We start from the raw sequence: 26,688 nt of genomic DNA, 5'->3' as shown, positions 1-26,688 counted from the left end.
ACTTAGTATTTTACCGCTTTAAAGCACCGGGGGTCTGACCCCCTAAACTTTTAGATTAACAGATAAACCATTTTCCAAATAGCTGAAAAAACCACTGAAATTAGTTGAAATTCAGATATTTTTTGGTGTTGTTTATATCCTTTATACCATGCAAAATTAGGATTACAAACGCTTTCAATTGCGATTTGTTGTTTCACAATAAGTAAGAACAGCAAGGTCACCAGGACGTTTTATCAGACTGTATGAAATCCGAGAGATTAATAAAATGTTAAAAAAGGAGGAGTTCACCAATAATGAGAAAAAGGGCATTGACAGTGTCAGTATTAATTTTACTAACCCTTGTAACCGTAACAATGGCAGATGCAAAATCATTATACGAAACAAAACCGGTTCCAACGAAGGAAAGACATTCTATTTCAGAAATTGTCTCGCCTGATAGTGTATGGGAAAAGGTAGTCACCGGCAGTGGATTCATGGAAGGGATAAATTTTGATAACAAAGGCCAAATATGGATGGTCAGTCCAGCCACCGGAGAAATCATGAAGGTTGAGAATGATAAGGTAAAAATTGTGGGTGATCCCTATAAGGTCCCTGTTGGTGCAAAGTTTCATAAAGATGGGCGACTCTTTATCACTGATGGGACAGGCGAACTTTATGCTTACAACACCGCTACAGGACAACGGACCACGATTGTTAATTCTTATAAAGGCTTGCCTTTAAAAGGACTGAATGACCTGGTATTTGATGAATTCGGCGGACTTTACTTTACCGAACCGGCGGGATCAAGTGCTACAAAGCCAATTGGCCGAGTCTTCTATCTGCCGCCAGATGGTTCTGAATTGCAGCTTTTTCAAGAAAATATTGCATATCCTAATGGTGTGGCCGTCTCAGCGGATGGCCAACGTGTATATATCTCTGAGTTTGCCACCAATCGAATTATCTCTGTCCCATCAAAGCATGCGAAGGACCAACGCGAAGTATCATTTGTCTTCGGTCAGTTTGAAGGCGGAATAGGTCCAGATGGTCTTACCGTCGATTCGGAGGGCAATCTTTATGTTGCACATTTCCAAGCGGGTGAAATTGCCGTTCTCGATGCTAGTGGATTTCACTATGGTACGATTCGTTTGCCGAAAGATGCAGGAACATTTACCACCAACCTAACTTTTCATGATGGCTACCTCTATGTAACAGAATCATCGAAAAATGTAGTCTGGCGTATAAAGGTTAAAAAAGAAGGTTTGTAACCTATCTGGTTACAGTAGACCTTTGGAAGATTCTTTATAAATCTCTCGGTTTTTGAAGGGCTGTGATTGCGGCAGCCCCTTTTTTATTTAAATTCCTGTTTACCATTATTACAGATGGATATTCAAGAATATCCGATGTTAGAAATAATAACTGGTAACTTGAATTTTACCGCTTTAAAGCGCCGGGGGTCTGACCCCCAAAAAAAATTATGTTCATTTCTCCTCCTCACACGAATATAGTCTAAAAGGAATACTCGACTTGGGGGTATTAGTATGGGTTACTATATTCGAGTGGAATCGAACGTGGCTATTTATGTTGAAGACCTTAATCCGGGGAGCGAGAAGGCTGTCTTGTTTCTTCATGGCTGGCCGGCAAATCATAAGATGTTTGAATATCAGTTTAACCACCTGCCCCAAATGGGCTATCGGTGTATCGGCATGGACCAACGCGGTTTTGGGAATTCAGATAAACCTTGGAGAGGATATGACTATGATCGCTTGGCAGATGATGTTCGAGCTGTTATAGACGCACTCCAATTACAAAACATTACACTGGCCGGGCACTCCACGGGAGGTGCAATCGCCATCCGATATATGGCCCGCCACAATGGCTATGGGGTTTCCAAGCTTGCCCTGCTTGCCGCTGCAGCTCCAAGCGTAATCCAACGCCCCTATTTCCCTTATGGGCTGAAAAAAGAAGATGTCACAAACATCATTCAAGGAACATATAAGGACCGCCCTGACATGCTGCGGGGATTTGGCAACCTATTTTTCTTTCAGCATGTAACCGAGCCTTTCTCAGATTGGTTTCTCCAATTAGGTCTGCAAGCAGCCAGTTGGTCGACCGCCGCCATTGCGGCCACTTGGTTAGGCGAGGAGAGCCTCTTTCAAGACCTGGCAAAAATTCACGTTCCTACTCTCATTCTTCACGGCGTTCATGATCAAGTTTGCCGCTTCCCCTTGGCCGAAGCTCAAAGGCAAGGAATCAAAAATGCCAAGCTTGTCCCATTTGAAAACAGCGGTCACGCATTGTTCTGGGAAGAACACGATAAACTGAATCGAGAATTAGCCCAATTTATAGGATGAAAAAGACCTCTCAACTATAAAAACCACCCTTTCGAGAGCAGGGTGGTTTATTCATTATTTCTCTTCGAACTGACATTCTTAGACAAAATTCCCTATGTGCTATACTATTCAAACGTTTAATTAAAACGGCTAGTACTGATACACAAGGATTTCCCTTACTAAACAGGAAAGAAAAATGTCGATAGATGCAATCTGGTGGTGCTAGGCACCGAAGCCATGTCCTTAAGCACTGAATACTTTTTTAATCAAGTCTACAATGACCCATTGACCGTACTCGCTTGCTTTTTGCTGAATTTCTTTTAAAACATCGTCTACTCCTTCGATATGTTTGTTAAGGAGAATGAGATAGTTTTCGTTTAATTCAGACACTGCAGCCTTTTCTACATCATCATAGGTGACTTGACCGACATCATGAATCTCAAACACACCATGGAAATGTTCGGCCATATCCATGTGGCCAAGCTCCCAAATTTCTCGTATCATAGTGATTCCCTGAACCTTGGTCTTTAATAAAGTTGGATCAAATTCATGAATCCGATTAAGCACATAATAATGGTTTGTAGAACAGAGGTTTTTAAAAAAGGATTGCTCTCCGTAAGCCGCATAAGAAACAAATTTAGGATCATAACCGGCCTCAAACATCTTCCACAGCAGCATACTCGACAAACTGGAAACCGCCATCGCTACTTCCTTTTCTCTTGTCTCAACAGGAATAGACTGAATTAATTCAGGATACTTCTCAGGCCAATACGTCTTCCCTGCAAGATACAAAAAGTAATAAGGCGACAATTGTCCCTCTGGCAGTTTTTTTACGGATTCTTGATACTGTTGGATCGAGTTTTGGCAGTAATGATAAAGAGTGTCGGCCATTAAAAAACTCCCCTGAGAAGTGGCTCTTGCCAATACATACGTATTCTCCAATGGGGTAAACGGATCTAGGCCTAATTGAAGAAGTGCAAACATAGCATCCGGATCATCATTTTTAATAACCTCTAAAAGAATTTCCTGGTCGATTCTTATTTCCACTTTTTCCAAGAAGCTAGCTAACAAATCAAGGAATGGCCGGTGCTGCAGTTGAACCATCTCGGTCGTAATCGTAAGGGACTTGACCTTGGTACCCTCTTTGAAAAGCTTCTCGACTGCAATGTAGTCTAAATCTTGGATTGCCTTTTCAAGTTTGCTTTCTCCACCAATTTTATCAACTATTTTGGAGAAAAACCCGCCTTTACGCGGCGCCGAAGGTAACCACCTTTCCGCCAATTCCCCAACAACCCTTGCATTATCTAATGTCTTCACAAACGGAAGTAAGATTTTTTCTTTATATTCATGTATATTCTCAATAGAGAAATCAGGTACTTTCTCTTGTACCGCCAAAGAGGTAATGAGATATAAACTAGACAGTTCATCATCGGACAACATCTTTCTTGTTCTTGATCGATTTTCCCACGTATACAGCTGATATTTGTCTACTAGAGTTAAGAAGATTTCCTGCATGCTGTCTGGAAAGTCAAAAAATGCATTCCCAATCGTATCAAGAATTTCCTTATAGTTGTCGTCTAAAAGAAAAGAAAAGGCTGAATTGATTCGTTCTTTTGTCCAATGAAACGAAGGCAGCTCTTCCATTCCACTATAATAAGACCCGGTTTCAATTAATAATTTAGCCTGCAAATGCAGATAAAGCACTATTACTCTTTCAATATATAAGTTATTCTCTCCGTCAACCAAACTTAGTAAGGAAGGATAGGTTGAAAAGGTATCAATGGTAGTAACTACTTCCGCTAGATCGCCACAAGACTCTAGCAAATGATTGAGTCGCTGCTTAAATGCTTGTTCCCCGTCAGCATGAAGCTCCACCTTTATTCGGTCACCTGTAAAAGCAAATTCATTGATTTCAAAACCTAACGCATATAAATCCTTATTTATTTTGAGTAATAATCCCCCGACCAACGATAAATAAAGATGATGCAAGCGCGGTCGATAATTCGATGTACACGAATCAATTAAGTTTGCGGTTTGGATACCATACCAGGTTTGGTGAGAGGTGGATAATTCCTGGCTAAACTGCCGCTCACCTTTGGAGTTCAGATGTGAGAAAAGAGCGGTCACAGCCATTGAACCAGCGATTCCTCCTAGGAAACTGCCGGCAAGTTTTGAGATAAAATATGTAGATTGAAGGTCTTTTTTTTCCCTCATATAGGTCTTGAACAATTCAAAGGTTTTCTTTAATTGTTTCTGATGGTCGGTCATCTTGTTCGCAAACGGCTTAAGAGCATGAGCCAAATAGATTTTACAAAACTTCCTCATATCGTCTGTAAAGGGATATCTTTTTCTAAATGAAATAGACGGAAAAGCCTCTTCCATTAAGGTCAACATGTTATCGTACTCTTCTTCAATCGCAGCTGCATCCTTGTCCAAGCCTTCACCAAACATATATTTCAATGATTTCGATACATCTAAACTCTTAATGACATCCGAAAAGGTAGAATCCCTCACCTCTTGGTTCGATATTTTTTCTAAAAACTCAGCTGTACTCACCACAGAATCTAAGTAATGATTGAATGGTTCGATCGAGCTAGCAGATACAGAGAAACGTGATAAAAAAGGACTGGAAGCAAGCCCTGAGAAACTTTCTAGTATTTCAGCTTCCATATCAAGGTTTTTAAAATAGAGATCATATCCGCTTTCATTTAATAGTTGTTCTATGTTTGGCATTGTTTTAGTCATCATGCTATCACCCTCTTAGAAGAAATCTATTATATCGTGAATGTTTAATAACGTATCGACAGAATCAACATCTATATCCAAGACATTGCTTAATAGATCCGAGGACCCATGATGGGCCATATCGAAAAACCCAGAAACACCGGTAAATACCTCTGGGCTTGTAAATAAATTGCCAAGCAAATCGTGGTGATCATAGATTTGATATTGAAAATCGGACACTGACGAAACAGAACCAACGGTTGAAAAATCTTGATTTTGAAAAAGAAGTTGGCCATTCGAATCGATATTCAAATAGTTGGTTATATTGCCCACTTGATCGGTTAGGGCAAAACCATTGCTCCAAGGAATCATAAATGAATGATCAGCAGCTCCCCATTTGTTTAATAATAAATCGAGTGTGTCTTGATTAAATAATAGGTCTCTTATATTATCCATGCTTCTATCTCCAATCTATTAAATCTCATAAATAAAAGATTACATGCTATGTCCGAAATTTATTATATCACCCTTTAAAATTATGTTAATATTACTTTCAAGAAAATTGTTTAATTTCAAAAAATACTATTACCGTAGATAGTGCCTACCCCTCTTTACTTCCCTCCCAAATCTAACAACAAAATCTCTTTTAAATCATACTGAATTTCTCAAACCATACATTTATGAAATTCATCTTCTTTGCATTTTTGATGATTAATATAGGTACTTTATCATGAAACTAGTTCTATTTCACCTATTTCCCTCTAAGGAAAAGGTCGTGTTTTCGTTCGTTTTACAGAATATTCATATTCTATTAATAGCGACTTTACAAATCTCCTATAGTTTTAAATATGGAATACATAATCTTATAGGAGATGAATTGAGCATGAAAAAGAGTTTGATTGCTGGATTAACTACTCTGTCTCTTGCGGTGACTTCAGGAGCCCCTTTGGCCGTTTTAGCCCACCCCATTCAAATCGCAGCTACTGACAATGGACAATCTACTTTACGTCCAATTACCTCTGATGTAGCCGTTATTGCCCACCGCGGTGCTTCTGCCTACGGTCCGGAACATACACTGGCAGCCTATAAACAGGCCATGACCATGAAGGCAGATTATGTGGAATTCGATTTACAAATGACAAAGGATGGTCAATTGATCGCCCTGCATGATGAAACGCTGGCGAGAACCACGAATGTGAAGGAACTTTATCCAAACCGGGCACCATGGCGGGTTAAAGATTTTACGCTCGAAGAAATCAAACGCCTGGATGCAGGTTCATGGTTTAACAACGCATATCCCGACAAGGCCAAAACGGCTTACATTGGACAGCATGTCCCAACCCTCGAGGAAGCAATTGAATTTGTCAAACAACATGGAAATGGCAAAGTTGGTCTTTATATGGAAACAAAAGCACCGAACGTTTATCCGGGAATGGAAGAGAAAGTAATCGATATCTTGAAAAAAACCGATGTCCTTGATAACGAAAAGCTTTTTCTCGAATCATTTAGCGAGGAAAGCCTTCGCAAATTAAAAACACTTGCCCCTAATGTAAAGCTGATTCAACTATATACAGGAAGTATGCTGGCAGGCAAGGATGTTTATCAGGAAATGACACGAATCTCTGATTATGCTGCGGGAGTTGGACCTAGTAAAGAGCTTGTTGTTCCCAAGCTAATGGAAGCCGCTCATAAAAATGAGCTATTAGTTCACCCTTGGACCGTTAATTCTCAAGACGATATGGTATCTTTACTTTCCCTAGGTGTGGACGGTGAGTTCACAAACAATACGGACCAGCTTGTGGATTTACTAGACAAGCCGTTTATTTCACATGGAGTGGCCAGCGGGGATATAACAGATTCTTCAGCCATTTTATGGGCCCGGACAAATGGAGACACCAACGTTCAATTTGAAATCTCCACTGACAGCAACTTTAAACACGGTACAATCGTTAAAACGAGCCCTGCCGATAAAGAACATGATTATACAGTAAACGTAGAGGTCAACGGATTAAAGGCGGATACTACCTATTATTACCGGGCACATGCTGTTTCCAGTCAATATACGGTGAATGGTTCATTTAAAACCGCACCGGAGGAAAACAGCTTAAAGCCAATGACAATGGTTTGGGGCGGAGATACGGGCGGCCAAGGCGAAATTCCGCCATTTAAATCGTTTAAAGCGATGGCAGCGCTAAATCCAGACTTCTTCCTGTTTAGCGGGGACACCATTTATGCGGATAATGCTACCCCGGCAGTACCGAATCCTCCTTCAAAAAAGGTTGAGGATTTCTGGGCAAAATATAAAGAAAACCGTACGGATGCAGGCTTGCGCAGCCTTTTGCAGAAGACAGGGACCTTTTCTATTTGGGATGACCACGAAGTAATCAATGACTTTTCAGGTCCGTCTCAGGAGTTGACACCAACCGGGTTAGCAGCATTTAAGGACTATTGGCCAATTTCAAGTGAGCGCAGTTCAGCGGATAAGCTTTATCATAAATATTCTTGGGGTAATACCATGGATATGATCATCCTTAACAACCGAGGGTATCGCTCACCTAACACCCAGGCGGATGGAGCGGATAAAACCATGCTTGGTGATGAACAGCTAAAATGGCTGGAGCAGCAGCTTCTAGAGTCGGATGCAAAAGTGAAACTTGTAGCGACTTCCGTGCCAATCTCTGTTCCAACTGGAAAAGCGGCTGCAAGAGACGGCTGGGCGAATGGCAATCAGGTTAATCCAAATGATATGACTGGGTATGAGAACGAGTTCAAAAAAATCTCAGATTTTATCGTTGAAAAAGGAATCAAAAACGTGTTTTTCGTTACTACCGATGTGCATTTTGCTGAAGTTATCAAATATGATGCTAATCAAGACGGAAAAACGGATTATAACGAGCTGATCAGCGGTCCGATTGGCGCTGTAAAAATTAACCCTGGTACATTGGATCCAACCTTCGGCCCTGAAAGATTATATGCAGAAGGAAATTTCAACAACTTCGGTGTGTTCAAGGTAGATCCCGCAACGAAGCAAGCTACAGTAGAAATCCAGGATGAAAACGGAAAAACTCATTTCAGCCATTCATTCCAACTGGAAGATTAATGAACTGAATACGCCAAGACCATTCTCCCAGTTTTAAAAAAATCTAAATGGAAAAGTAAGTTCACAAATCTAGAAGTGACTCTAGGAAACTAGTGAACGGTAATTTAATTTAAACATCCGCCGCTTGCATGCTTGTAACCATCACAAAAAAGCGGCGGATTTTTTTTACGCGTTTTAGTGTCTATGTTAATGTATTAAGTGTTGGTAAAACAACCGGCCCTTCCACAAAAAAACGATAGTGTTCCTTCTGCGGCTCTGGAAAAGTGGATAAGATACTTGTGGTGGTAATATGAGGATTCTCGGTATCCGATACATAAGCTGTATAGCTGCTCCATGGATAATCTTGCGGGGACTGCACCATTTCAGCCGCTACCGGATTCAAATGAATATACCTGCTAACATCTAACAGATAAGCAGCGGTATCAATTATGTCTGAACCATATCGACCTTGGAAAACGTGGCCAACTAGATCATGACGTTTATTTAAATACATGGCATAGCGGGAATTAAGCATTTTCATGATATCTTGTGGGTGGTGTTGAATGGTTTCGATTTGGAGATGAACGTGATTGGTCATGAGGCAATAGGCGTGGAGATGAAAAGGAAATTTACGACGCGTTTCTTCTAAGAGATCTAAGTAAGCTAACAAATCAGCGTCATCATAAAAAATAATGGCTTTTCGATTTCCTCGGCTCGTAATATGATACATGGCACCTGGAAACCAAACACGTGGTTTTCTCGACAACGGGACATAGCACCTCTCAATCTACTAAATTTTCTCCATAATATTATTCAACATCCACCTCCAATTTCCTCCCAAATTCGATAAAAATTTCAACCTAAAAAAAGAAAAAAGCAGAAAGACGCTCCTCACTGCTTTACCGCTTTAACATGGTGGGGATCTGACCCCAACCTTTCCAAAATCCTTCTCTTCCGATAAAGCATCATCCCGGTCTCAGTAAGGTCGTTAATCATCGACCGATTTGTGAATGCTCCGAAGATCATCCCCGCGACGGGGACCATTTGAAAGAGTTTTTTCCAGCCAAACTGGTCTCTGTAGGTATAAACCACCTCGCGCCAGCCCTGCAGCTGCGACATCATTTCACCAGACCTGCCCTCTTGTTGAGCATAGCTGGCAAGATCCTTCAAAATGGCCCGTTTGCCGACAATATCAGCGGATGAAAATTGCAGACATTTTATAATAAAAATGCGTTCACTTTTCTCATTTGGATCGTAACCATGGAGGATGGCAATTTCCTGCAGGGTTTTCAAGGAGATGCCCATTAACGCCGGAATATCGATCACAAGAGTAAAAATTCCACCGATTCCGGTGCTGGCTCCTTGGAAGGTCGCAAACCTTTTCCGTTTTCCGCTCAGTTCGCGGCTTATCTTATTCATGGTAGTGAGTGGAAGATCCTTGATATCTGATACCTGGTTTATCGTCTTCCCCGTCTCTTTTTCAATCAGCTTAAAGATATGTTGTTCCTTTGTTAAATAGCTGCCGCCATGTTGAATATATGAACCGATTTCGTCTAAGAGCTTGCCCACTTTGTTGTGAATAAATTGGGGTGTTATTTTATCGAGAATCTTAAATGGCAGCCGCCCTAAGCGGTCCCAAATCCACAAATCACTCTGGCTTTTTTCCCACTTCTCAATCACAGACAGCTCTTCCAATAATTCCTCTCTTGTTTCCATATATGTTTAGCCACCTTCGTTCGCTTATTTTCTATTATTAGTAATACGAATAATACATAGAATAGTTTCAGGATAAGGCGTTTATATGAACGCTGTGTCAACGCGTTTAACAACTTGAACTTCCATTATTCTAGTAATTTCCCCCACTTATGTACTAATCAAACGTCTAATTGCTGGAAACATGCGGCCAAGAAAACAAAAACAGTCTGCTGGAAAATAGCACACAAAAAAGCGAAGAGACCAAGCTCTTCGCTAATCTTTATACTTCACCGCGTTACACTTTAGCAGAGTGGGGGTCTGACCCCTTTTTTACTGTTTTAAGAAAACCTTTTGTGCAGCTAATACGCCTGCCCCTGGTTGGAAGGAGTAGGAGAAGTCTTGTAAGGCTGCTTCGATTAGGGATACGGCTTGGAGGATGTCGCTTGGGAAGCAATAGCCCATGTGGCCGAATCTGAAAATTTTCCCTTGCAAGGATCCGAGCCCGCCGGCAAAGTCAAGATGGTATTTTTTCTTTAAATGCCCGATAAAGGCAGCAGCCTCAATTCCCTCTGGCGCATAAATAGCTGTTATGGTTGGAGAAGCATATTCATCACTTGTCAACAAGCCGATGGAAAGGGCCTTCATCGCTTCACGAACCATATTTTTCATTAATTCGTGTCTGGTGACGGTTTGCGCAAAACCGCCTTCCTCCTCAATCAAATCACACACAGCGGAAAGTCCCATAATCAGTGAAATGGCAGGGGTGTTTGGGGTCATCCCCTTTTCTGCCCAATTGCGATAGCTTAACAAATTTAAATAATAAGAAGAAGATTGATTTTCCTCGATGACCTTCCAAGCTCGATCACTCATGCTTAAAAAGGCTAATCCTGGCGGCAGCATCATCGCTTTTTGTGACCCTGTTACTAAAATATCAATTCCCCATTGATCCATCTCAGCAGGAGCTCCGCCGATACAGCTCACCCCGTCGACAATAAAGAGCGCATCTGAATGGGCATGAACCACCTTGGCTAATTTTTCAATCGGGTTTAAGATTCCTGTCGACGTTTCATTGTAAGTGGCAAAAACAGCCTTTATATTCGATAAGGGTTTAAGAAACTCACTCAAATCCTCCTCGGTACAGGCCTCGCCCCATGCCTTTTCAAGCTTATGTACATGAAAGCCATATTTCTCACAAATCGAGACGAAATAATCGCCAAAGGCACCTACCGTAATGACCACCACTTCTTCACCTCGGGAAACGGTGTTTACCGCTGCCGCTTCTAATGCAGCCGTACCACCAGATGGCAGCAGCAAAATATCCTGCTTCGTTCCGAAGATCGGCTTCACTCGATTCGTGGTTTCTTTGTATAACTGGACAAACTCTTCCGTGCGATGACTAATCATATCCTGGTTCATAGCAAGCTGTACTTTTTTAGGGATAGGGGTTGGTCCAGGATGTCTTAAGATATTCGGATACATAAACGATACCTCCATACATTTTTAAAGTTGGTAATGCTTTAAATTCACTAATCGATCCAATCGAAAAAACGATCCGCAGCATCATCGGGAACCGCTATTTCGCAGCCACTGCTTCCAAAAGCAAATCGACAATATGGACGCCTCTCATTTTCGAAGAAAGGCCATCTTTTTCAATGCCCAGCTTCATTTGCAATAAACAGCCCGGATTGGCGGTCACGATGGTGGCTGCCTGGGTGTGTTTGGCTTGCTCCATTTTATAATCAAGCATTTTCATCGACATCTCTGACTCGATAATATTGTAAATCCCCGCCGATCCGCAACACCGATCAGCATCCTTCATTTCAATATATTCTGCCCCTTTAATGGCTTTTAGCAGGGTCCTTGGTGCTGACGCTGTTTTCATGACATTACGAAGATGGCAGGAATCCTGGTAGGTGATCTGTTGATACGGCAGCTCTAACGGCACCTTTTTATGAAAATCAACAGCGACTAAGATTTCAGAAATGTCCTTAATTTTTTTAGAAAAATTCTTTGCCCGCTCACTCCACACCGGGTCATCCTGTAACAGATGATCATAATCGATGAGAAAGGCGCCGCAGCCGCCGGCATTTGAAATGATAAAATCAACGTTTTGGTCTTCAAATGCTTGGATATTCCGTTTCGCTAACTCCATCGCGCCTTGCTTTTCACCACTATGGCCATGTAAGGCTCCGCAGCACGCTTGGTCCTTGGGAATGACCACCTCACAGCCGGCTAGCTGTAGTAATTTGATCGTCGCATCATTGGTTTTTAAAAAAATCGTATCCATTAAGCAGCCGCTAAAAAAGGCAACTCGATGTGTTTTCGTTCCAATCGGTTCTGCATATTCGGGACGATCTTTCATTTCCCTCATCGTTGGAACGGGTGGAAGGACTTTTTCCATCAGCGCCAAATGATCAGGCAGGATACCCAAAAAACCAATTTTTCTGGCGATCGTTTGAATGCCGGACCGTTGGTAAAATCCAAGTAATCCCGTTACGTTTCGCATTCGATTTTGATGAGGAAATAACCCTTCAAATACCGTTTTTCGGACCATCCGCGTTGAAAATGAGAATTTCTTGTTCTGATTGATGATATCCCGGGCATTTTCAAGCAAATGCCCGTAATGAACGCCAGATGGACAAACAGATTCACAGGCTCGACAGCCGAGACAGAGCTCAAGGGACCGTTCAAAATCTTGGTCCGGCTCCACCAAGCCATCCACGACCGCCTTCATCATCGCAATTCTTCCACGTGGTGAATGGGATTCCTTATAACCAGATTCAATATACGTAGGACAGGCAGGTAAACAAAACCCACAGCGCATACAATTTAATAGCTCATCCTCATTCAATCGCTCTTTGAACTGCTCTTGGATCATTTCTCGTTCTTTCACCGTTGTCATTTGCCTACCACCACACGTTGTCTGTCATCCTTTGCAAATACTTTTCCCGGATTCATAATGTTGTTAGGATCAAGTGCTTGCTTAATAGCCTTCATGACGGCAATTCCTTCTTTACCAAGCTTCAGTTCCAGGTAAGGGGCCTTCATCACTCCTACACCGTGTTCGCCCGTAATCGTCCCACCCAAATTGACAGCCGCCTCAAAAATTTCCTCGAAGGCCTTCTCGACCCGTTCCATTTCATCATGATTTCTGGAATCGGTTGGGCAGGTTGGATGCAGATTTCCGTCGCCGGCATGGCCAAAGGTGCAAATATTTACGTTGTATTTCTCGGCAATGGCATTAATCGCATGAACCATATTCGCTACCTCTGACCTTGGAACGGTGGCATCCTCGAGAATGGTGGTGGGCTTCAGACGTGCAAGCGCCGAAAGTGCCGTACGCCGGGCCAGGGTTAACATTTCCGCCTCTTCATTTGATGATGCCACCTGGACAGAAACGGCCCCTTCCTGTTTACAGATCTCAATGATTTTTTCAATGTCACGATCCACTGCCTCCGGTGAACCATCCTGCTCAATTAACAAAACCGCTTTGGCATCAACCGGTAACCCAGCCTTGGCATAATCCTCCACCACGATAAGGGTTGGTTGATCAAGGAACTCAAGCGTAACCGGAATAATTTTATTGGCGATAATTTTTGAAACGGTTCTTGCCGCCGCTTCGAGATCTTGATACAAGGCAAGCATCGTTTTTTTCGCTTCGGGCATCGGAACCAGCTTTAAGATCGCCTCTGTGACAATCCCTAGCGTACCTTCTGAACCGACAAGTAAGCGGGTTAAGTCATAACCAGCGACGTCCTTCGCTAATTTCCCGCCCGTTCTGAAGATATCACCGTTAGGCATCACGGCCTCAAGCGCGATAACGTAATCTCTTGTTACCCCATATTTAAGTCCTCGCAAGCCGCCGGAATTTTCATTGATATTGCCGCCAATCGTCGATATTTTCATCGAGCCCGGATCTGGTGGATAAAAAAGTCCCTTGGCTTCAACGGCCGTCGTCACTTCCTGCGTGATAACACCTGGCTGCACCGTAATCGTTAAATTTTCCATATCCAGTTCCAAGATTTGATTCATGTGTTTAAAAAGAAGCACGATTCCGCCTTCCGTTGGGCATGTGCCGCCGCAAAGATTGGTGCCCGAGCCCCGAGGAACAATCGGAATCTTATAGTGGTTGCACACCTTCACAATCTCTGAAACCTCGCTTGTATTTCTGGGGCTGAGCACCGCATCTGGCATGGACTGCATGTTCGGCGTTGAATCATAGGAATAGGCGAGCCTTTCCATTGCGGCATCTTCAAAGTTTTCCTTTGAGACAATTGAAATGAGCTTTTCTTTTACTTCGATAGGAAGCATTCGGATTCCTCCCCTTGGAATGAAATGGTTACACAAATTGATGAAAGGTTAATAGATTACGAACAAAAGCAGGAAGGCTCTTTCCCAAAAGGATAGAGCCTTAGAGGCTTGGTCAAATTTAAGGAATCATAAAAGTCAGGTACGTATTTTGTAACCAAACGATGATTCCAATAATAATGACTAGGAAGATACTATGTTTTAACGTAAAGCGGAACAGATCCGATTCCTTCCCAACCAGTCCAACCGCTGCACATGCAACCGCAATTGATTGCGGAGAAATCATTTTCCCGGTAACCCCGCCGGACGAGTTAGCTGCAAGGGCCAGGACTGGATTCATCCCAATCGATTCGGCCGTAACCTTTTGTAAATTAGCAAATAACACATTGGCTGAGGTATCCGAGCCTGTCACAAACACGCCAATCCAGCCAAGAAATGGCGAGAAGAATGGGAACAAATGTGAACCTGTCTTAGCTAAAGCCAGTCCGAGTGTCGTACTCATTCCCGCAAGGTTAATGACATAGGCAAAACCAACAACGGAAGCAATCGTTACGAGTGGGAATTTTACTTCATTTATGGTTTCACCAAAGGTGCTCACCCAATTTTTCCAGGACATGTTTACAATATACTTGGTGATAAGAGCGGCAATTAAAATGGCTGTACCGGCAGCCGCAAGCAGCTCCAATTTGTAGATAGCCGGAGTTGGTACTGCACCAGCTTTACTCAATACTTTGTTAGAGACTAAAGGGACTTCAGGCATAAAGGTTAAGACATGCCCAATCGAATTGACCGCTTTTAGGATGACATTGGACCCCTCATAATGTCCGCCTAACGCCATTTTAATGGCCGGTATCCCCCAAAGCGTGATTGTGACGGTCAACAGGACGAATGGCGACCAAGCTTTAAAAATTTGTCCCCCCGTATAATGAACGGCGTTTGTTTTGTGAGTTTTCCGTGCAGACACTGTTGCTGCCAGTTCTTGTTCGGCTGAAAAACGGAAAATCGTTTTTGGTTTCCAGAAATTTAAGAACACCGCTAAGGCAATTAATGAAACGAGTGAAGATAAAATATCCGGTAATTCTGGTCCTAAATAGTTAGAGGATAAAAATTGGGTAACGGCAAATGAAATACCTGAGACGAGAATAGCCGGCAATACTTCCATGGTTTTCTTGAAACCAGCCATAATGAACACAAGGTAAAAGGGAATAAACACCGATAAGAATGGCAGCTGACGGCCAATCATTTTTGAAATTTCAAGGGCCGGTATACCTGTAGGCCCCTCCATCGCAATAACAGGAGCACCAATCGCACCAAATGCAACCGGTGCCGTGTTGGCGATTAAGCAAAGGCCCGCCGCATAAAGCGGATTAAAGCCTAATCCCACTAATAATGCCGCTGATATGGCCACCGGTGCTCCGAAGCCTGCTGCACCTTCAAGGAACGCACCAAAGGAAAACGCTACCAAAAGTGCTTGTAAGCGGCGATCTTCTGTAATCGATAAGACAGAATGGCGAATAATATCGAATTGACCTGACTTTACCGTAAGTTTATATAAAAATACGGAGGCAATAATAATCCAGCCTATCGGCAATACTCCGTAAACGGCCCCTTGAGTAGCCGACATGACGGCCATGCCAACTGGAACTTTATAAGCTATAACGGCAATAATGATTGCTAGGATTAAGGTAGTTACTCCGGCTATATGCCCCTTCATTCTTTTAATCGCTAAAGCCCAGAAAAAATATAAAATGGGTATTAGTGCAACAATGGCGGTTAGTCCGAGACTGTCTCCTACCGCAGTAAAATTTTGTGTAAATGTCATTAGCGTAATCCCCCCTGATTAACAGCTTATTTTTTTAAACATTTCCCCGAAATACACAGTGCCTGCCCCTCCTCTTGTATAGTAACCGCTTACAATTGGTGACTAGGTCATCTGATGACTGGACGTATGAAACGATCTATTGAAAATTATAGGTAGATTTCTAAAAAAATACAAGACTAATTTTCTGAATTTTTTTCCAAAGGTCTTGATAAATGATCCCTTAGATGGAGGGAATCGGTGAGACTACTGAGGTCGGCTGCGGAAAGCGAGCTCCATTTTTTACAGAAGAAATACCGTTTTGAAGAAGATGCGAAATTGTTAGAAAATAGGTATAATGAATGAAGTGACGAATTGTTTAAAGGGGCTCTGTTGATGAAATACCAAAAAATAAAACCAAAAAAGATTTATGAAGAAGTCTCAGAAGTGATTCATGAAATGATTCGGTCAGGAGAGCTAAAACCTGGTGATAAACTGGACTCTGTTCAACAGCTTGCTGAAAACTTTCAGGTAGGCCGGTCCGCCATTCGTGAGGCTTTGACTTCATTAAGGGCGATGGGACTCGTGGAGATGAAGCAGGGAGAAGGAACCTTCGTAAGAGAATTCAATAAAGACCAAATCACCTATCCGTTATCTACCGCGATTTTAATGAATAAGGATGATATTGCCCAATTATTAGAGGTTCGCAAGATTTTAGAAAGCGGCTCAGCAGAGGCTGCCGCAAAGCGACGGACCGATCAGCACTTGGCGATGTTGGAAGCTGCCCTTGAGTTGATGAAGGAAGCAAAAGGCGATGAAGAGCTTGGCGAAAAAGCCGATTTACAGTTTCATTTGGCCCTTGCCGATGCCGCTCAAAACCATCTCTTAAGCAATTTAATGAACCATGTGTCGGAGCTTATGGGAGAAACGATGCGAGAAACACGCAGAGTATGGCTGTTTTCCAAACAAACGACCTTGGAGCAGTTATATCAAGAACATTTATCCATATACGAAGCCATCAAGAACCAGGATGAAGCGGAGGCAAGAAACAAAATGCTCTTTCATCTTGATAATGTCGATGCCCTGCTCAAAAATTATTTCCGTCAAACGATGATGTTTAAATAAAGATTACAGCATGAGAAGGATGTCCTCAAAACAGTGTGACAAACCCCGCAATCTGGGGTCAGACCCCAGACTGTCGCGTTGAGACAACCTTCTTTTTTGAACATGCCAATAAGGGAAAAAGTAGAAATTTTATTGAAAACCCTTTCTTTTTCAAATGCCTTTGATGTAAAATATGAATATTATTACATATTGTTAGGTCATCAGATGACCAGTTCACCAGTTTAATAGAGAAAGATATTATCGTCAGAGAGGGAGAAAGAAATGAAGGTCACTCTTTTTGCAACATGTATAGTCGATATGTTCCAGAGTAATGTTGGTAAAGCAACCGTCGAATTGCTAGAAAGACTTGGGTGTGAAGTTGAATTTCCCGAATCACAAGTATGCTGCGGCCAGCCTTCTTATAATAGCGGGTACTTGAAGGAAACCAAGGAAGCGATGAAGCGAATGATCAATACGTTTAGTGAAGCTGAGTATATTGTTTCACCATCCGGGTCATGTGCGTTTATGTTTCACGAATATCCGCATATTTTTGCCGGCGATCCTGTTTGGGAGCCAAAAGCAAAAAAACTAGCGGAGAAAACCTATGAACTGACGCAATTTATCGTTGATGTTTTAAAAATAGAAGACGTGGGGGCCAAATTTGAAGGAACGGTCACTTATCATACTTCCTGCCATATGACAAGGTTACTAGGCGTAAAAGAAGCGCCAATGATTTTACTCAAAAATGTAAAAGGTCTTACATTCACAGAATTACCTGGCAAAGAACAATGCTGCGGTTTTGGCGGTACCTTCTCCGTAAAAAACAGCCAAATTTCAGAACAGATGGTCGATGAAAAGGTCCGGCATGTCGAAGAAACAGGAGCCGAGTACTTGATTGGTGCCGATGCTGCCTGCTTAATGAATATTGGCGGACGGCTGGAACGATTAGGGAAACCCGTGAAGGTCATGCATATCGCAGAAATATTAAATAGTCATTAAGAAAAGCGCAAGCGCCCTGTTCAGCGGCGTATGGCCTCCTCGGAAAAGCTAACGCTTTTCCTTCGTGCGATGCCAATGCTGCCGAAGCCTTCCTTATGGAGCGCTCCAACTGAGATAAGGTGAAACTTCAATCAGCGAACGTTCTTCTCGCTGATTGTTAGTTGAGCCGATCGGGTTCTTACGGGCAGTTGAGAATCTACTGCCCGTTAAACGCGATAAAGGAAACACGAAGAGCCGGAGGCGCATTCGTGCTTGACTTATCGTATGGCGGAGAGCGAAGGACACTAGCCGCTAGGGCGCTGGAGCTAGACATTTCTCAACGTCAAATCTTATAAATTCTTATAGTTTAAAAAGAATCGGTGTGTGTGGCAAGTTTTAGATAAAGCCTAGAAGGCCATAAACATTTTGATAGTATGGGGGTAATTTCGTATGGCAATGAAGACTAGCACGGATCAGTTTAAGAAACGTGTCGATGATGGCATTCATGACCAGTTTATGCGTGGGGCTGTAGCTGGTGCTCAAGACGGCATGGGGATTAAACGCAAGGTTGTAACAACCGATGAATTAGATAACTGGGAAGACTGGCGAAATCATGGCGAAGAGATTCGTCAGCATGTCCTTGAGCACCTCGATTATTATTTGGAACAGTTAAGCGAAAATATTGCAAAACGCGGCGGACATGTCTTTTTTGCCCAAACGAAGGAAGAAGCAAATGATTATATTAGAGGCATCGTCCAACGAAAGAATGCGAAGAAAATCGTCAAGGCAAAATCGATGGTGACCGAGGAAATCAGCTTAAATGCGATGTTGGAGGACGAAGGCTGTGAAGTAGTCGAAACGGACCTCGGCGAATATATTCTCCAACTGGATGAGCATGATCCTCCCTCCCACATTGTGGTCCCGGCTCTTCATAAAAACAAAGAGCAAATTCGTGAAGTTTTTGCTGAAAAGCTGGGTTATACGAAAACATCTAAACCTGAAGAACTCGCCTATCAAGCTAGGATTACGCTTCGCGAGAAATTTCTTGAAGCGGATATCGGAATTACAGGCTGTAATTTTGCGGTGGCAGAGACGGGTTCCTTTAGCTTAGTGACGAATGAAGGAAATGCCGATCTAGTGACGGCATTGCCAAAAACACAAATTACCGTAATGGGGATGGAAAGAATCGTTCCTACCTTTGAGGAAATGGAAGTTCTCGTTAGCATGTTAACCCGCAGTGCGGTTGGACAAAAATTAACCAGCTATATTACGGTTCTAACCGGGCCGCGTGAAGAATTAGATGTCGACGGGCCAGAAGAATTTCACCTAGTCATTGTTGATAATGGCCGGTCTGAAATCCTTGGCAGTGAGTTCCAGTCGATCCTTCAATGTATCCGCTGCGGGGCATGCATCAATGTTTGTCCTGTCTATCGCCATATTGGCGGACATTCTTATGGTTCCATTTATCCGGGTCCAATTGGGGCCGTTCTTACACCGTTACTCGGCGGTTATGATGATTATAAGGAACTTCCATATGCCTCTACCCTATGCGGTGCGTGTACGGAAGTATGTCCAGTGAAAATACCCCTGCACAATCTTCTTCATCAACACCGCGTAAACATTGTTGAAAAAGAAGGGAAAGCACCTATTTCCGAAAAATTATTAATGAAAGCGTTTGGGCTTGGAGCTGCCTCTCCGACTCTTTATAAACTTGGTTCAAAAATGGCGCCTGCTGCGATGAATCCATTTACATCAGGTGATAAGATCTCCCATGGTCCGGGACCACTAAAGGCCTGGACGGATATTCGGGAATTCCCGGCTCCAAATAAAGAGAGATTCAGAGATTGGTTTAAAAATCGCGAAAAAGGAGACCAGTAAACATGAACGGCACAATCCAAAATCGAGATAAATTTTTAAATCAAATAGCCACTCGTCTTAACCGGCCGCGCCTATCTTCTCCGATTGCAAGGCCAGCCTGGAAATTCCAGCCTCAGCATGAGGTGTTTAAGGATGCGACACAGGATGAGCTATTAGCTATCTTGGAGGAGCATTGCAAAAAAATCCATACTCAGTTTATGACGACAGACTTAAAGGGCTTGTCTGCTGTTGTAAACGATGTGGTGTCAGACTATGGCGGCGGTCCGATTGTGACCTGGAAAGACAAACGGTTCGCTGAGTGGGGGCTTGATCCCTTACTAAAAGAAGAATGGCCAGCGCAAAATATCGAGGTTTTTGAATGGGATTACATACTGGGCGACAAGAATATTCATAAAGCAAAGAACGCCAACGTCGGGATCACGATTAGTGAAATTACGCTGGCTGAATCCGGTACAGTTGTCTTGTTTAGCGATAAAGATAAAGGAAGAACAGTGAGCTTTTTGCCAGCCACGTCAATTATGCTGATTCCAAAAAGCACCCTGGTGCCAAGAATGACTCAGGCCGGCGTAAAGATGCGTGAGATTCACCAAAAGACAGGTCATATCGCATCCTGCATCAACTTTATCAGCGGTCCAAGTAACTCAGCCGATATCGAATTGAATCTCGTCGTTGGCGTTCACGGACCGATCAAAGCCACCTATATTGTCATTAATGATCGATAGAGAAAAGTGGAGAGCTTTTGCCCTCCACTTTTCTTTCATTTTCAAACTTAACAAACCGTCCCCAAATTACATACTTTACCGCTTTAACTCAGCGGGGGTCTGACCCCCTATGCTGCAATGTCACGCTGTTTTTTCATCATTCTTCCTTTAATTGACTTCATCACATGATACGTAGTAGGGACGATCACCAACGTCAATAACGTTGAGGTTAATAATCCTGAAATAACGACGATCGCGAGCGATTTTGAAATTAATCCGCCTTCACTTGATAAGGCTAATGGTAATAACGCACCGATCGTGGCAAGCGCGGTCATGAGAATCGGACGAAGGCGCGTTTTTCCTGCGTCTAATAACGCGGCTTTGAGCTCCATCCCCTTCTTTTCATTTTGCTTCACGCGGTCCATCAGTACAATCGCATTCGTTACGACAATTCCGATTAACATCAGGAATCCAACTAACGCCGGCATCCCGAGTGCTTGGTCTGTTAAATATAACCCTAGTAAGCCCCCAGAGAATAAGAATGGCAAGGAGGACAGGATCGCCACTGGCATTAGCATATTGCCAAACGCAATCAACATCACGATAAATACAAGCACAACGGCTACTGCCATGGCGATCATCATATTGGTAAATCCTTCATTCATCGCTTGCGCTGTGCCCTCTGAACGATATTCAACCCCGTTTGGTAAATCCAATGTTTTCAATCGCTTATCTACCTCCGCTTCCACACCAGAGGCATTATCGGTGGTGATCCGGCCCGTAACCTGCACATATTGCTGCTGATTCAAACGATACAAGGCGGAAGGACTAGGTGCCTTTTTAAGAGTGGCCACTTCTGAAAGGGTGACTTGCTGCCCTATTGGATTGGTCATCGTTTGGCTCATAATCGCATGGATCGAGTTTAATGCATCTCCTTCCAATGCTAAATGAATACTAGTTGTTTTCCCGTCCACTTGCATTTCGGCAACATTCTCACCGGAAATCAACTCTCTGACGTATCCGGCAACCATGATCGGACTTAAGCCTTTTTCAACCGCTTTCTGATCATTTATCTCTAGTTGGAGCTGCTCTTTGACCCCTGAAAGGTTGGACTCGACATTTTCCAAGCCATCAATACCTTTAATTTTGTCGGTGATCAGCATCCCGGCTGTCTCTAAATTGGCGGCATTTCCGCCCTCAACAATTAACGTTATCCCGTTTGTTCCAACAATCCCAACCGGACTCAACGCCACCTGCATTTGATCATCGAGTTTTTCTACTTCGGTTTTTACCCTTTTTTCAAAAGTAGTCGTTTGATTTTTCGAAAGGTCATCCCTTAAATCAATTGCAAAGCGAATATGTTCCCCGTTTACAATCGTTTGGGTATGCTTAATATCCTGTTCCTCTTTTAAAATTTCTTCTATTTTAACCGCGATGCCGTTCGCTTTTTCCAAGGAAGTTCCAGCCGGTAAATCCCCTGTTAACCGATAGGATACAGCTTTTTCCTGCGGTAAAAAGTTCTTCGGAATCATCGGAACTAAAAACAGCGAACCAGCAAACATGACCAATGCCAGTACAATCGTTAACGCCCGTTTAGTTAACACCCATGATAATGTATGTTTATAAGCTTTTTGAAAAAGGGTTTCTTTCTCCTCTTTCGGCTTGATGCCAAGTAAGAAAAGTTTAGCTAGTAATGGCACGACCGTTAATGAGACGATTAGTGAAAACGCGAGTGCCACGATGACCGTGATGCCAAATGGAGCAAAAAAGCGGCCGATGATCCCTGGAACAAAGGACAGCGGCCCAAAAACGGCAATCGTCGTCAGGGTAGAAGATGTAATCGCACCGCCTACTTCTTTTGCTGCCGTCAGCACCATTCGTTCATCACGTTTGGGACTTGTTAAGGTGCGGCGGTACACATTTTCAATAACCACAATGGAGTCATCGATCACCCGACCGACAGCGACCGCAATTCCCGCGAGTGTCATCATGTTTAAGCTGTAATCAAAATATTTCAAGGTGATCATCGATGCTAAGATCGACAATGGAATAGAAAGAACGGCTACGAGTGTTGCTCGAATGTTACGAAGGAATAAGAAGGTAACCATAACAGCAAACAATGTGCCGAGCAGGACTTCCCGCAGCATTCCATCGACCGATGATTTCACTTCTTTTGACGTATCATATAACTTCGTTAATTGGTATCCAGCAGGGAGGTCAACTGCATCGAGCTTTTCCTTTGCTTGATCCACCAGTTCGACGGTATTGGAGCCTGGCTGTGCAGTCATTTCAACCAGAACCGCCGGCTTTTCATTTAATCGAGTGTAGACCATTTCTTGTTTGTTGTGATAGGAAATGTCAGCGATTTCCGACATGGTTATTTTTTCAATACCAGCAGGCCCTTGTGCTAAAATTTGAATCGCTTTAACATCTTCGACTGAATTCAGCTTGAAATCGGCTTGCACATTTAATGTTTTATCGTCTACATTGACTTGACCAGCCGGAAATGAAAAGTGATGAGCTAACAATGTCTGCTTTACGGTCTCATACGTGATTCCATGCTGCTTCATTTTTTCAGGATCAAGCTTCACGGCCACTTCCTTTTCCGTTTCACCAGAGATGTCAATCCTGCCGACTCCATCTAGTCCTGTCAACGCTGGCTTAATTTGTTCATTAATATATTGTGTCAGGTCGGATTGATTGGCCGTATCCGATGAAAGAGCAAATGAAAATACCGGCATGGCGGAAGGACCGTCCTTGAAAATCCCCGGTTTTTCAGCATCAGCAGGCAGCTTAAGTGAAGCGACTGCAGTCGTGACATCCTTTTCTGCTTCATCCATATCCTTGCTCATTTCAAATTCGAGAATCGCTACGACCATATTACTGTGTGCTTCGATATATAAATTATCTAGTTGTTTTATCCCCGATAGCGTTCCTTCCAAGGGCTTGCCAACATCCTCTAATCCCTGTTCAGGAGTAGCTCCGATATAGGGTACCTGTACGACCATATAAGGAATGTCTACATTCGGCATCGATTCCATCTTCATGGTTTTGACTGAATATAATCCCCCTGCAATGACCATTAACATGGCGATAAAAATAACCCCGGCATTCTTTAAAGAAAATTTAATCCATGATTTCATACCTTCTCTTCCCCTCCGTTAAATCGTCCTTTTTCAGTTTAACTACTTCTCAACCTACCAAACTTGTTTTCTGGTTCTTTTTACCTTTTTTATTATAGTTTTCCAAACAGTTCTCCAACATCGGGCAGTTGATGTAATCTCAACTACGACCTCAGACCTAGAAGGGTAAGACCCCCGCTGCTTTAAAGTAGTGAAGGACTGGTGGAGCTTGTTGATAGTTCTTAAAGCGGACAATCGGAAGTTTTGCGCGCGAAAAAAGCACCACTAGCGTATTTTAGCTGGTAGTGCCTTAAATGTTATCTATGTAGAAGATTCATATGAAGCATGATCGTCCCCCAAATCACACGCTTTACCGCTTTAGCTTAATGGGGGTCTGACCCCTCTCCTTTCTATTCAGTATTTTGATAAAAAAAGAAGCACTCACCCAGCCTAACGAGTGGTGCTTCCCTTTCCTGCTTATCCTCAAAACCCTTATAACGTCACTTTTTCACCTTTTAGCTTTTCAATTTCCCTATTTAGCTCTTCCTCGTTTACATAGCTGCTATATGCCGCGTCAAACTGAGCTAAAGGAGTGGAAAACTGATTTCCCGCCTGTACCTCTGCTTCCATTAATAAAATCCTCGCTTCGGCACGGGCAACACCTCTGACAATATTGTCAGTTTGGAAGGAAACTGTCGCTTTTTGGATTTGTTTCATCGACTGGGCCACATTGGCACGTGAAGCTAACAGAACTTTCTTCTGCTGCATTTGATTATACGTTTCCTTTAGCTCGTCCAACTTTTCAACAAGAATGGCTGTTTGCCCTTTAATAGCCTCGTATTGTTCCTCATAAAGATGTAATTGCTTTTCATTAATAAGCTTTTCTTGCACGGCCAGTTTTGCCATATTGTCATCCCCTTGGCCAATCGCCAATTTCGCCTGTCGTGCTCTCTTCGCTACCAACTCTCTCGTTTCCATCAGGAGCGCCTCTTGTTTTTTCTCTACAAAAATTTGTCGCGCTAAGGCTTTCTGACCTTTTACAATTTCCTGTTCCATTTCTCTGGAATATTCATTTAGCATCGCAATCGGATCTTCGAGACCGTCTAAAAGGCTGTTAATGTCCGCCATTGTAATCGTCTTTATTCTTTTAAAAATACCCATCTTATTCATTCTCCTTTTTATTGATCATATTTTGTTCCCACTGATCCAAAAGACGTGCGTTTTGGTTGATTACGGGTGTATGTGAACTCACAATCGAAGTGTCGATAAACTGTTGCATGGATGAAGCCTTTGCCTTCTTTCTAAGCCATCTTACTAGTAAAACAAGTAGAGCTGGTCCAATAATTAGGATGAGCCATGGGAATCCGCCATCATGGTGAGGGCCATTCATCATTTGGTGGGAACCAAAACCGTCGCCTCCCCTTGGTCCCATTCCACCAGGACCATGACCGTGACCTTCTGGACCTCTAGCAAAAGCACTGCCTCCACCTAGAAGAAAATGGAGGACGTTAATCACCAAAACCGTAGAGGCAACAATCACACCCCAGAAAATACCTTTTCTCACTTTACTATTCATCTAATCTTTCCTCCTTTCGCTACTTGATACAATGAATTCTACTGGCGAATGGTGAAAGCTTGGTGAAAAGCAGAAAAAAGTAAAAAATTTTTTTTTGGGGTCTGACCCCCGCTAAATTAACTTGGTAAAGCATTAATACGGTGGGGGTCTGACCCCCCAAATTTCCATTGCATTTTCGATGAATTTACTTTACAATTAACTGCATAAATATTCATACAAACCGTTAGAGTTATACAAAGAAGGAGACATTACACCATGTTGCAGACAAAATTAGTAGACTCAGAGTTAATTGCTTGGACGATCGAACAGCGCCGGCATTTTCATATGAACCCTGAATTATCAGGACAGGAATATAACACAGCAGCTTATGTTAAAGAGAAATTGAATGAATTTGGAATCCCATTAGATACTCGGTTTTCAGCCCCGAATGTGATTGCTAGATTTAATGGAATAGAAGGGAAAAGGACGATTGCGCTACGTGCCGATATGGATGCCCTTCCCCTCCAGGAAGAGGGCGATAAACCGTATCTTTCAACCGTTCCAGGCGTGATGCATGGCTGCGGTCATGATGGTCATACAGCTACATTACTTGGCGTGGCCAAATGGATGAGCCAACACCCGCAGCTGGTAAAAAATAATATTGTCTTGATTTTCCAAAGCTCGGAGGAAGCCTCTCCTAGTGGCGCCCAACAGCTAGTCAAAGAGGGTATCTTAGACGGAGTCGATGTCATCTATGGCATTCATTACATGTCCAGCATACCGCTTGGAAAAATTGGCTTTGCCACCGGGTACGCGATGGCATCATGCGACGATTTTGATATCACCATTGAAGGGCAAGGCGGACACGGGGGCTATCCACATGAAACCGTCGACCCCATCTACATTGCTACCCATCTGATTCAGGCCTTTCAATCGATTGTCAGCCGGAACTTAAACCCCCTGCATCCTGGAGTAATTTCTATCGGCGGAATGCAAGCGGGCAACTCCTATAACGTCATTCCAGATAAGGTGAGACTGCAGGGAACCATTCGGGCGTTATCGTTTGAAGGCGCGGACCTGATGCACAAAAAAACTGCTCAGTTAACGGAATCGTTGTGCGCAAGCTTTGGCGCAAAAGGCCATTATCATTTTATCGAAGGAACACTGCCATTATACAATCATCCTGAAGCCTGTGAAGTGGCGAAGGAAATCATCGAAACAACCTTTGGTGAAGAAGTCTTTACAGAAGTAGAACCCGTCATGGGAGCGGAGGATTTCTCCTATTATTTAAAGGAAAAGACAGGAGCGTTCATTAAAGTCGGCATGCAAGGGGAAAAAAGCCAATACCCACACCATCATCCCAAATTTGATATCGATGAAGCAGCCATTCCTGCTGGGTTAGAGCTAGTAATTCAATTAGCATTAAATGCATAATCT

19 protein-coding genes are annotated in these 26,688 nt (G+C 43.0%); 8 read left to right on the top strand and 11 right to left on the bottom strand.

What is annotated here, in order from left to right:
- The first annotated feature begins 293 nt into the window (after nucleotides 1-293).
- On the top strand, nucleotides 294-1,244 hold the full coding sequence (locus AC3ANL_RS03180; RefSeq protein WP_488327818.1) for an SMP-30/gluconolactonase/LRE family protein: 951 nt from the start codon (nucleotides 294-296) through the stop codon (nucleotides 1,242-1,244).
- A gap of 273 nt (nucleotides 1,245-1,517) precedes the next feature.
- A complete protein-coding gene (locus AC3ANL_RS03175) occupies nucleotides 1,518-2,330 on the top strand; it encodes an alpha/beta fold hydrolase (RefSeq protein ID WP_488327817.1) in 813 nt (270 codons plus the stop codon).
- Between the two features lie 222 nt (nucleotides 2,331-2,552).
- Here the strand turns inward: AC3ANL_RS03175 and AC3ANL_RS03170 are convergent, their stop codons facing one another.
- Both AC3ANL_RS03170 and AC3ANL_RS03165 read right to left on the bottom strand, forming a co-directional pair.
- The gene (locus AC3ANL_RS03170) at nucleotides 2,553-5,057 is read right to left on the bottom strand and encodes a hypothetical protein (RefSeq protein ID WP_488327816.1); all 2,505 of its coding nucleotides are present in this window, start codon (nucleotides 5,055-5,057) and stop codon (nucleotides 2,553-2,555) included.
- 12 nt (nucleotides 5,058-5,069) lie between these two features.
- Entirely contained in the window at nucleotides 5,070-5,489 is a 420-nt protein-coding gene (locus AC3ANL_RS03165; protein ID WP_488327815.1) for a hypothetical protein, read from the bottom strand.
- Between the two features lie 427 nt (nucleotides 5,490-5,916).
- Here AC3ANL_RS03165 and AC3ANL_RS03160 point away from each other — a divergent pair, with 427 nt between their 5' ends.
- Entirely contained in the window at nucleotides 5,917-8,133 is a 2,217-nt protein-coding gene (locus AC3ANL_RS03160; RefSeq protein ID WP_488327814.1) for a glycerophosphodiester phosphodiesterase family protein, read from the top strand.
- 181 nt (nucleotides 8,134-8,314) lie between these two features.
- On the opposite strand, the gene AC3ANL_RS03155 is transcribed toward AC3ANL_RS03160, so the two are convergent.
- The 6 genes from AC3ANL_RS03155 to AC3ANL_RS03130 form a co-directional block, all read right to left on the bottom strand.
- On the bottom strand, nucleotides 8,315-8,878 hold the full coding sequence (locus AC3ANL_RS03155; protein WP_488327813.1) for a transposase: 564 nt from the start codon (nucleotides 8,876-8,878) through the stop codon (nucleotides 8,315-8,317).
- Between the two features lie 125 nt (nucleotides 8,879-9,003).
- Nucleotides 9,004-9,828 carry an EcsC family protein gene (locus AC3ANL_RS03150; RefSeq protein WP_488327812.1) on the bottom strand — a complete coding sequence of 275 codons (825 nt, stop codon included), beginning with the start codon at nucleotides 9,826-9,828 and terminating at the stop codon, nucleotides 9,004-9,006.
- A 309-nt stretch (nucleotides 9,829-10,137) separates the two neighbouring features.
- Nucleotides 10,138-11,286 (bottom strand): pyridoxal-phosphate-dependent aminotransferase family protein, encoded by a 1,149-nt coding sequence (locus AC3ANL_RS03145; RefSeq protein WP_488327811.1) that lies wholly within the window; start codon nucleotides 11,284-11,286, stop codon nucleotides 10,138-10,140.
- A gap of 94 nt (nucleotides 11,287-11,380) precedes the next feature.
- Nucleotides 11,381-12,709 carry a (Fe-S)-binding protein gene (locus tag AC3ANL_RS03140; protein WP_488327810.1) on the bottom strand — a complete coding sequence of 443 codons (1,329 nt, stop codon included), beginning with the start codon at nucleotides 12,707-12,709 and terminating at the stop codon, nucleotides 11,381-11,383.
- Nucleotides 12,706-14,118: a glycolate oxidase subunit GlcD gene (gene glcD, locus AC3ANL_RS03135; RefSeq protein ID WP_488327809.1), complete on the bottom strand. Its 1,413-nt coding sequence runs from the start codon at nucleotides 14,116-14,118 to the stop codon at nucleotides 12,706-12,708. The genes AC3ANL_RS03140 and glcD overlap by 4 nt, the downstream gene beginning before the upstream one ends.
- Before the next feature lie 118 nt (nucleotides 14,119-14,236).
- Nucleotides 14,237-15,937 carry an L-lactate permease gene (locus tag AC3ANL_RS03130; RefSeq protein ID WP_488327808.1) on the bottom strand — a complete coding sequence of 567 codons (1,701 nt, stop codon included), beginning with the start codon at nucleotides 15,935-15,937 and terminating at the stop codon, nucleotides 14,237-14,239.
- A gap of 372 nt (nucleotides 15,938-16,309) precedes the next feature.
- Here AC3ANL_RS03130 and AC3ANL_RS03125 point away from each other — a divergent pair, with 372 nt between their 5' ends.
- The 4 genes from AC3ANL_RS03125 (at nucleotide 16,310) to AC3ANL_RS03110 (ending at nucleotide 20,595) form a co-directional block, all read left to right on the top strand.
- A complete protein-coding gene (locus tag AC3ANL_RS03125) occupies nucleotides 16,310-17,038 on the top strand; it encodes a FadR/GntR family transcriptional regulator (RefSeq protein WP_488327807.1) in 729 nt (242 codons plus the stop codon).
- Nucleotides 17,039-17,299: 261 nt separating this feature from the next.
- A complete protein-coding gene (locus AC3ANL_RS03120) occupies nucleotides 17,300-18,016 on the top strand; it encodes a (Fe-S)-binding protein (protein WP_488327806.1) in 717 nt (238 codons plus the stop codon).
- A gap of 429 nt (nucleotides 18,017-18,445) precedes the next feature.
- Nucleotides 18,446-19,873 carry a LutB/LldF family L-lactate oxidation iron-sulfur protein gene (locus AC3ANL_RS03115; RefSeq protein WP_488327805.1) on the top strand — a complete coding sequence of 476 codons (1,428 nt, stop codon included), beginning with the start codon at nucleotides 18,446-18,448 and terminating at the stop codon, nucleotides 19,871-19,873.
- Between the two features lie 2 nt (nucleotides 19,874-19,875).
- Entirely contained in the window at nucleotides 19,876-20,595 is a 720-nt protein-coding gene (locus AC3ANL_RS03110) for a LutC/YkgG family protein (protein WP_488327804.1), read from the top strand.
- A 107-nt stretch (nucleotides 20,596-20,702) separates the two neighbouring features.
- On the opposite strand, the gene AC3ANL_RS03105 is transcribed toward AC3ANL_RS03110, so the two are convergent.
- From AC3ANL_RS03105 to AC3ANL_RS03095, 3 genes are all read right to left on the bottom strand, one after another.
- On the bottom strand, nucleotides 20,703-23,717 hold the full coding sequence (locus AC3ANL_RS03105) for an efflux RND transporter permease subunit (RefSeq protein WP_488327803.1): 3,015 nt from the start codon (nucleotides 23,715-23,717) through the stop codon (nucleotides 20,703-20,705).
- A gap of 471 nt (nucleotides 23,718-24,188) precedes the next feature.
- Entirely contained in the window at nucleotides 24,189-24,857 is a 669-nt protein-coding gene (locus AC3ANL_RS03100) for a PspA/IM30 family protein (protein WP_488327802.1), read from the bottom strand.
- Nucleotide 24,858: 1 nt separating this feature from the next.
- The gene (locus tag AC3ANL_RS03095; protein ID WP_488327801.1) at nucleotides 24,859-25,272 is read right to left on the bottom strand and encodes a hypothetical protein; all 414 of its coding nucleotides are present in this window, start codon (nucleotides 25,270-25,272) and stop codon (nucleotides 24,859-24,861) included.
- 255 nt (nucleotides 25,273-25,527) lie between these two features.
- Between AC3ANL_RS03095 and AC3ANL_RS03090 the strand changes: the two genes are divergently transcribed.
- On the top strand, nucleotides 25,528-26,685 hold the full coding sequence (locus AC3ANL_RS03090; protein ID WP_488327800.1) for a M20 metallopeptidase family protein: 1,158 nt from the start codon (nucleotides 25,528-25,530) through the stop codon (nucleotides 26,683-26,685).
- The last annotated feature ends 3 nt before the right edge of the window (nucleotides 26,686-26,688 follow it).

The sequence above is a fragment of the Neobacillus sp. DHD-1R genome, assembly GCF_057747995.1.
The sequence above is the reverse complement of the archived record's forward strand: the minus strand, read 5'-3'. Positions and strand labels throughout refer to the sequence as shown.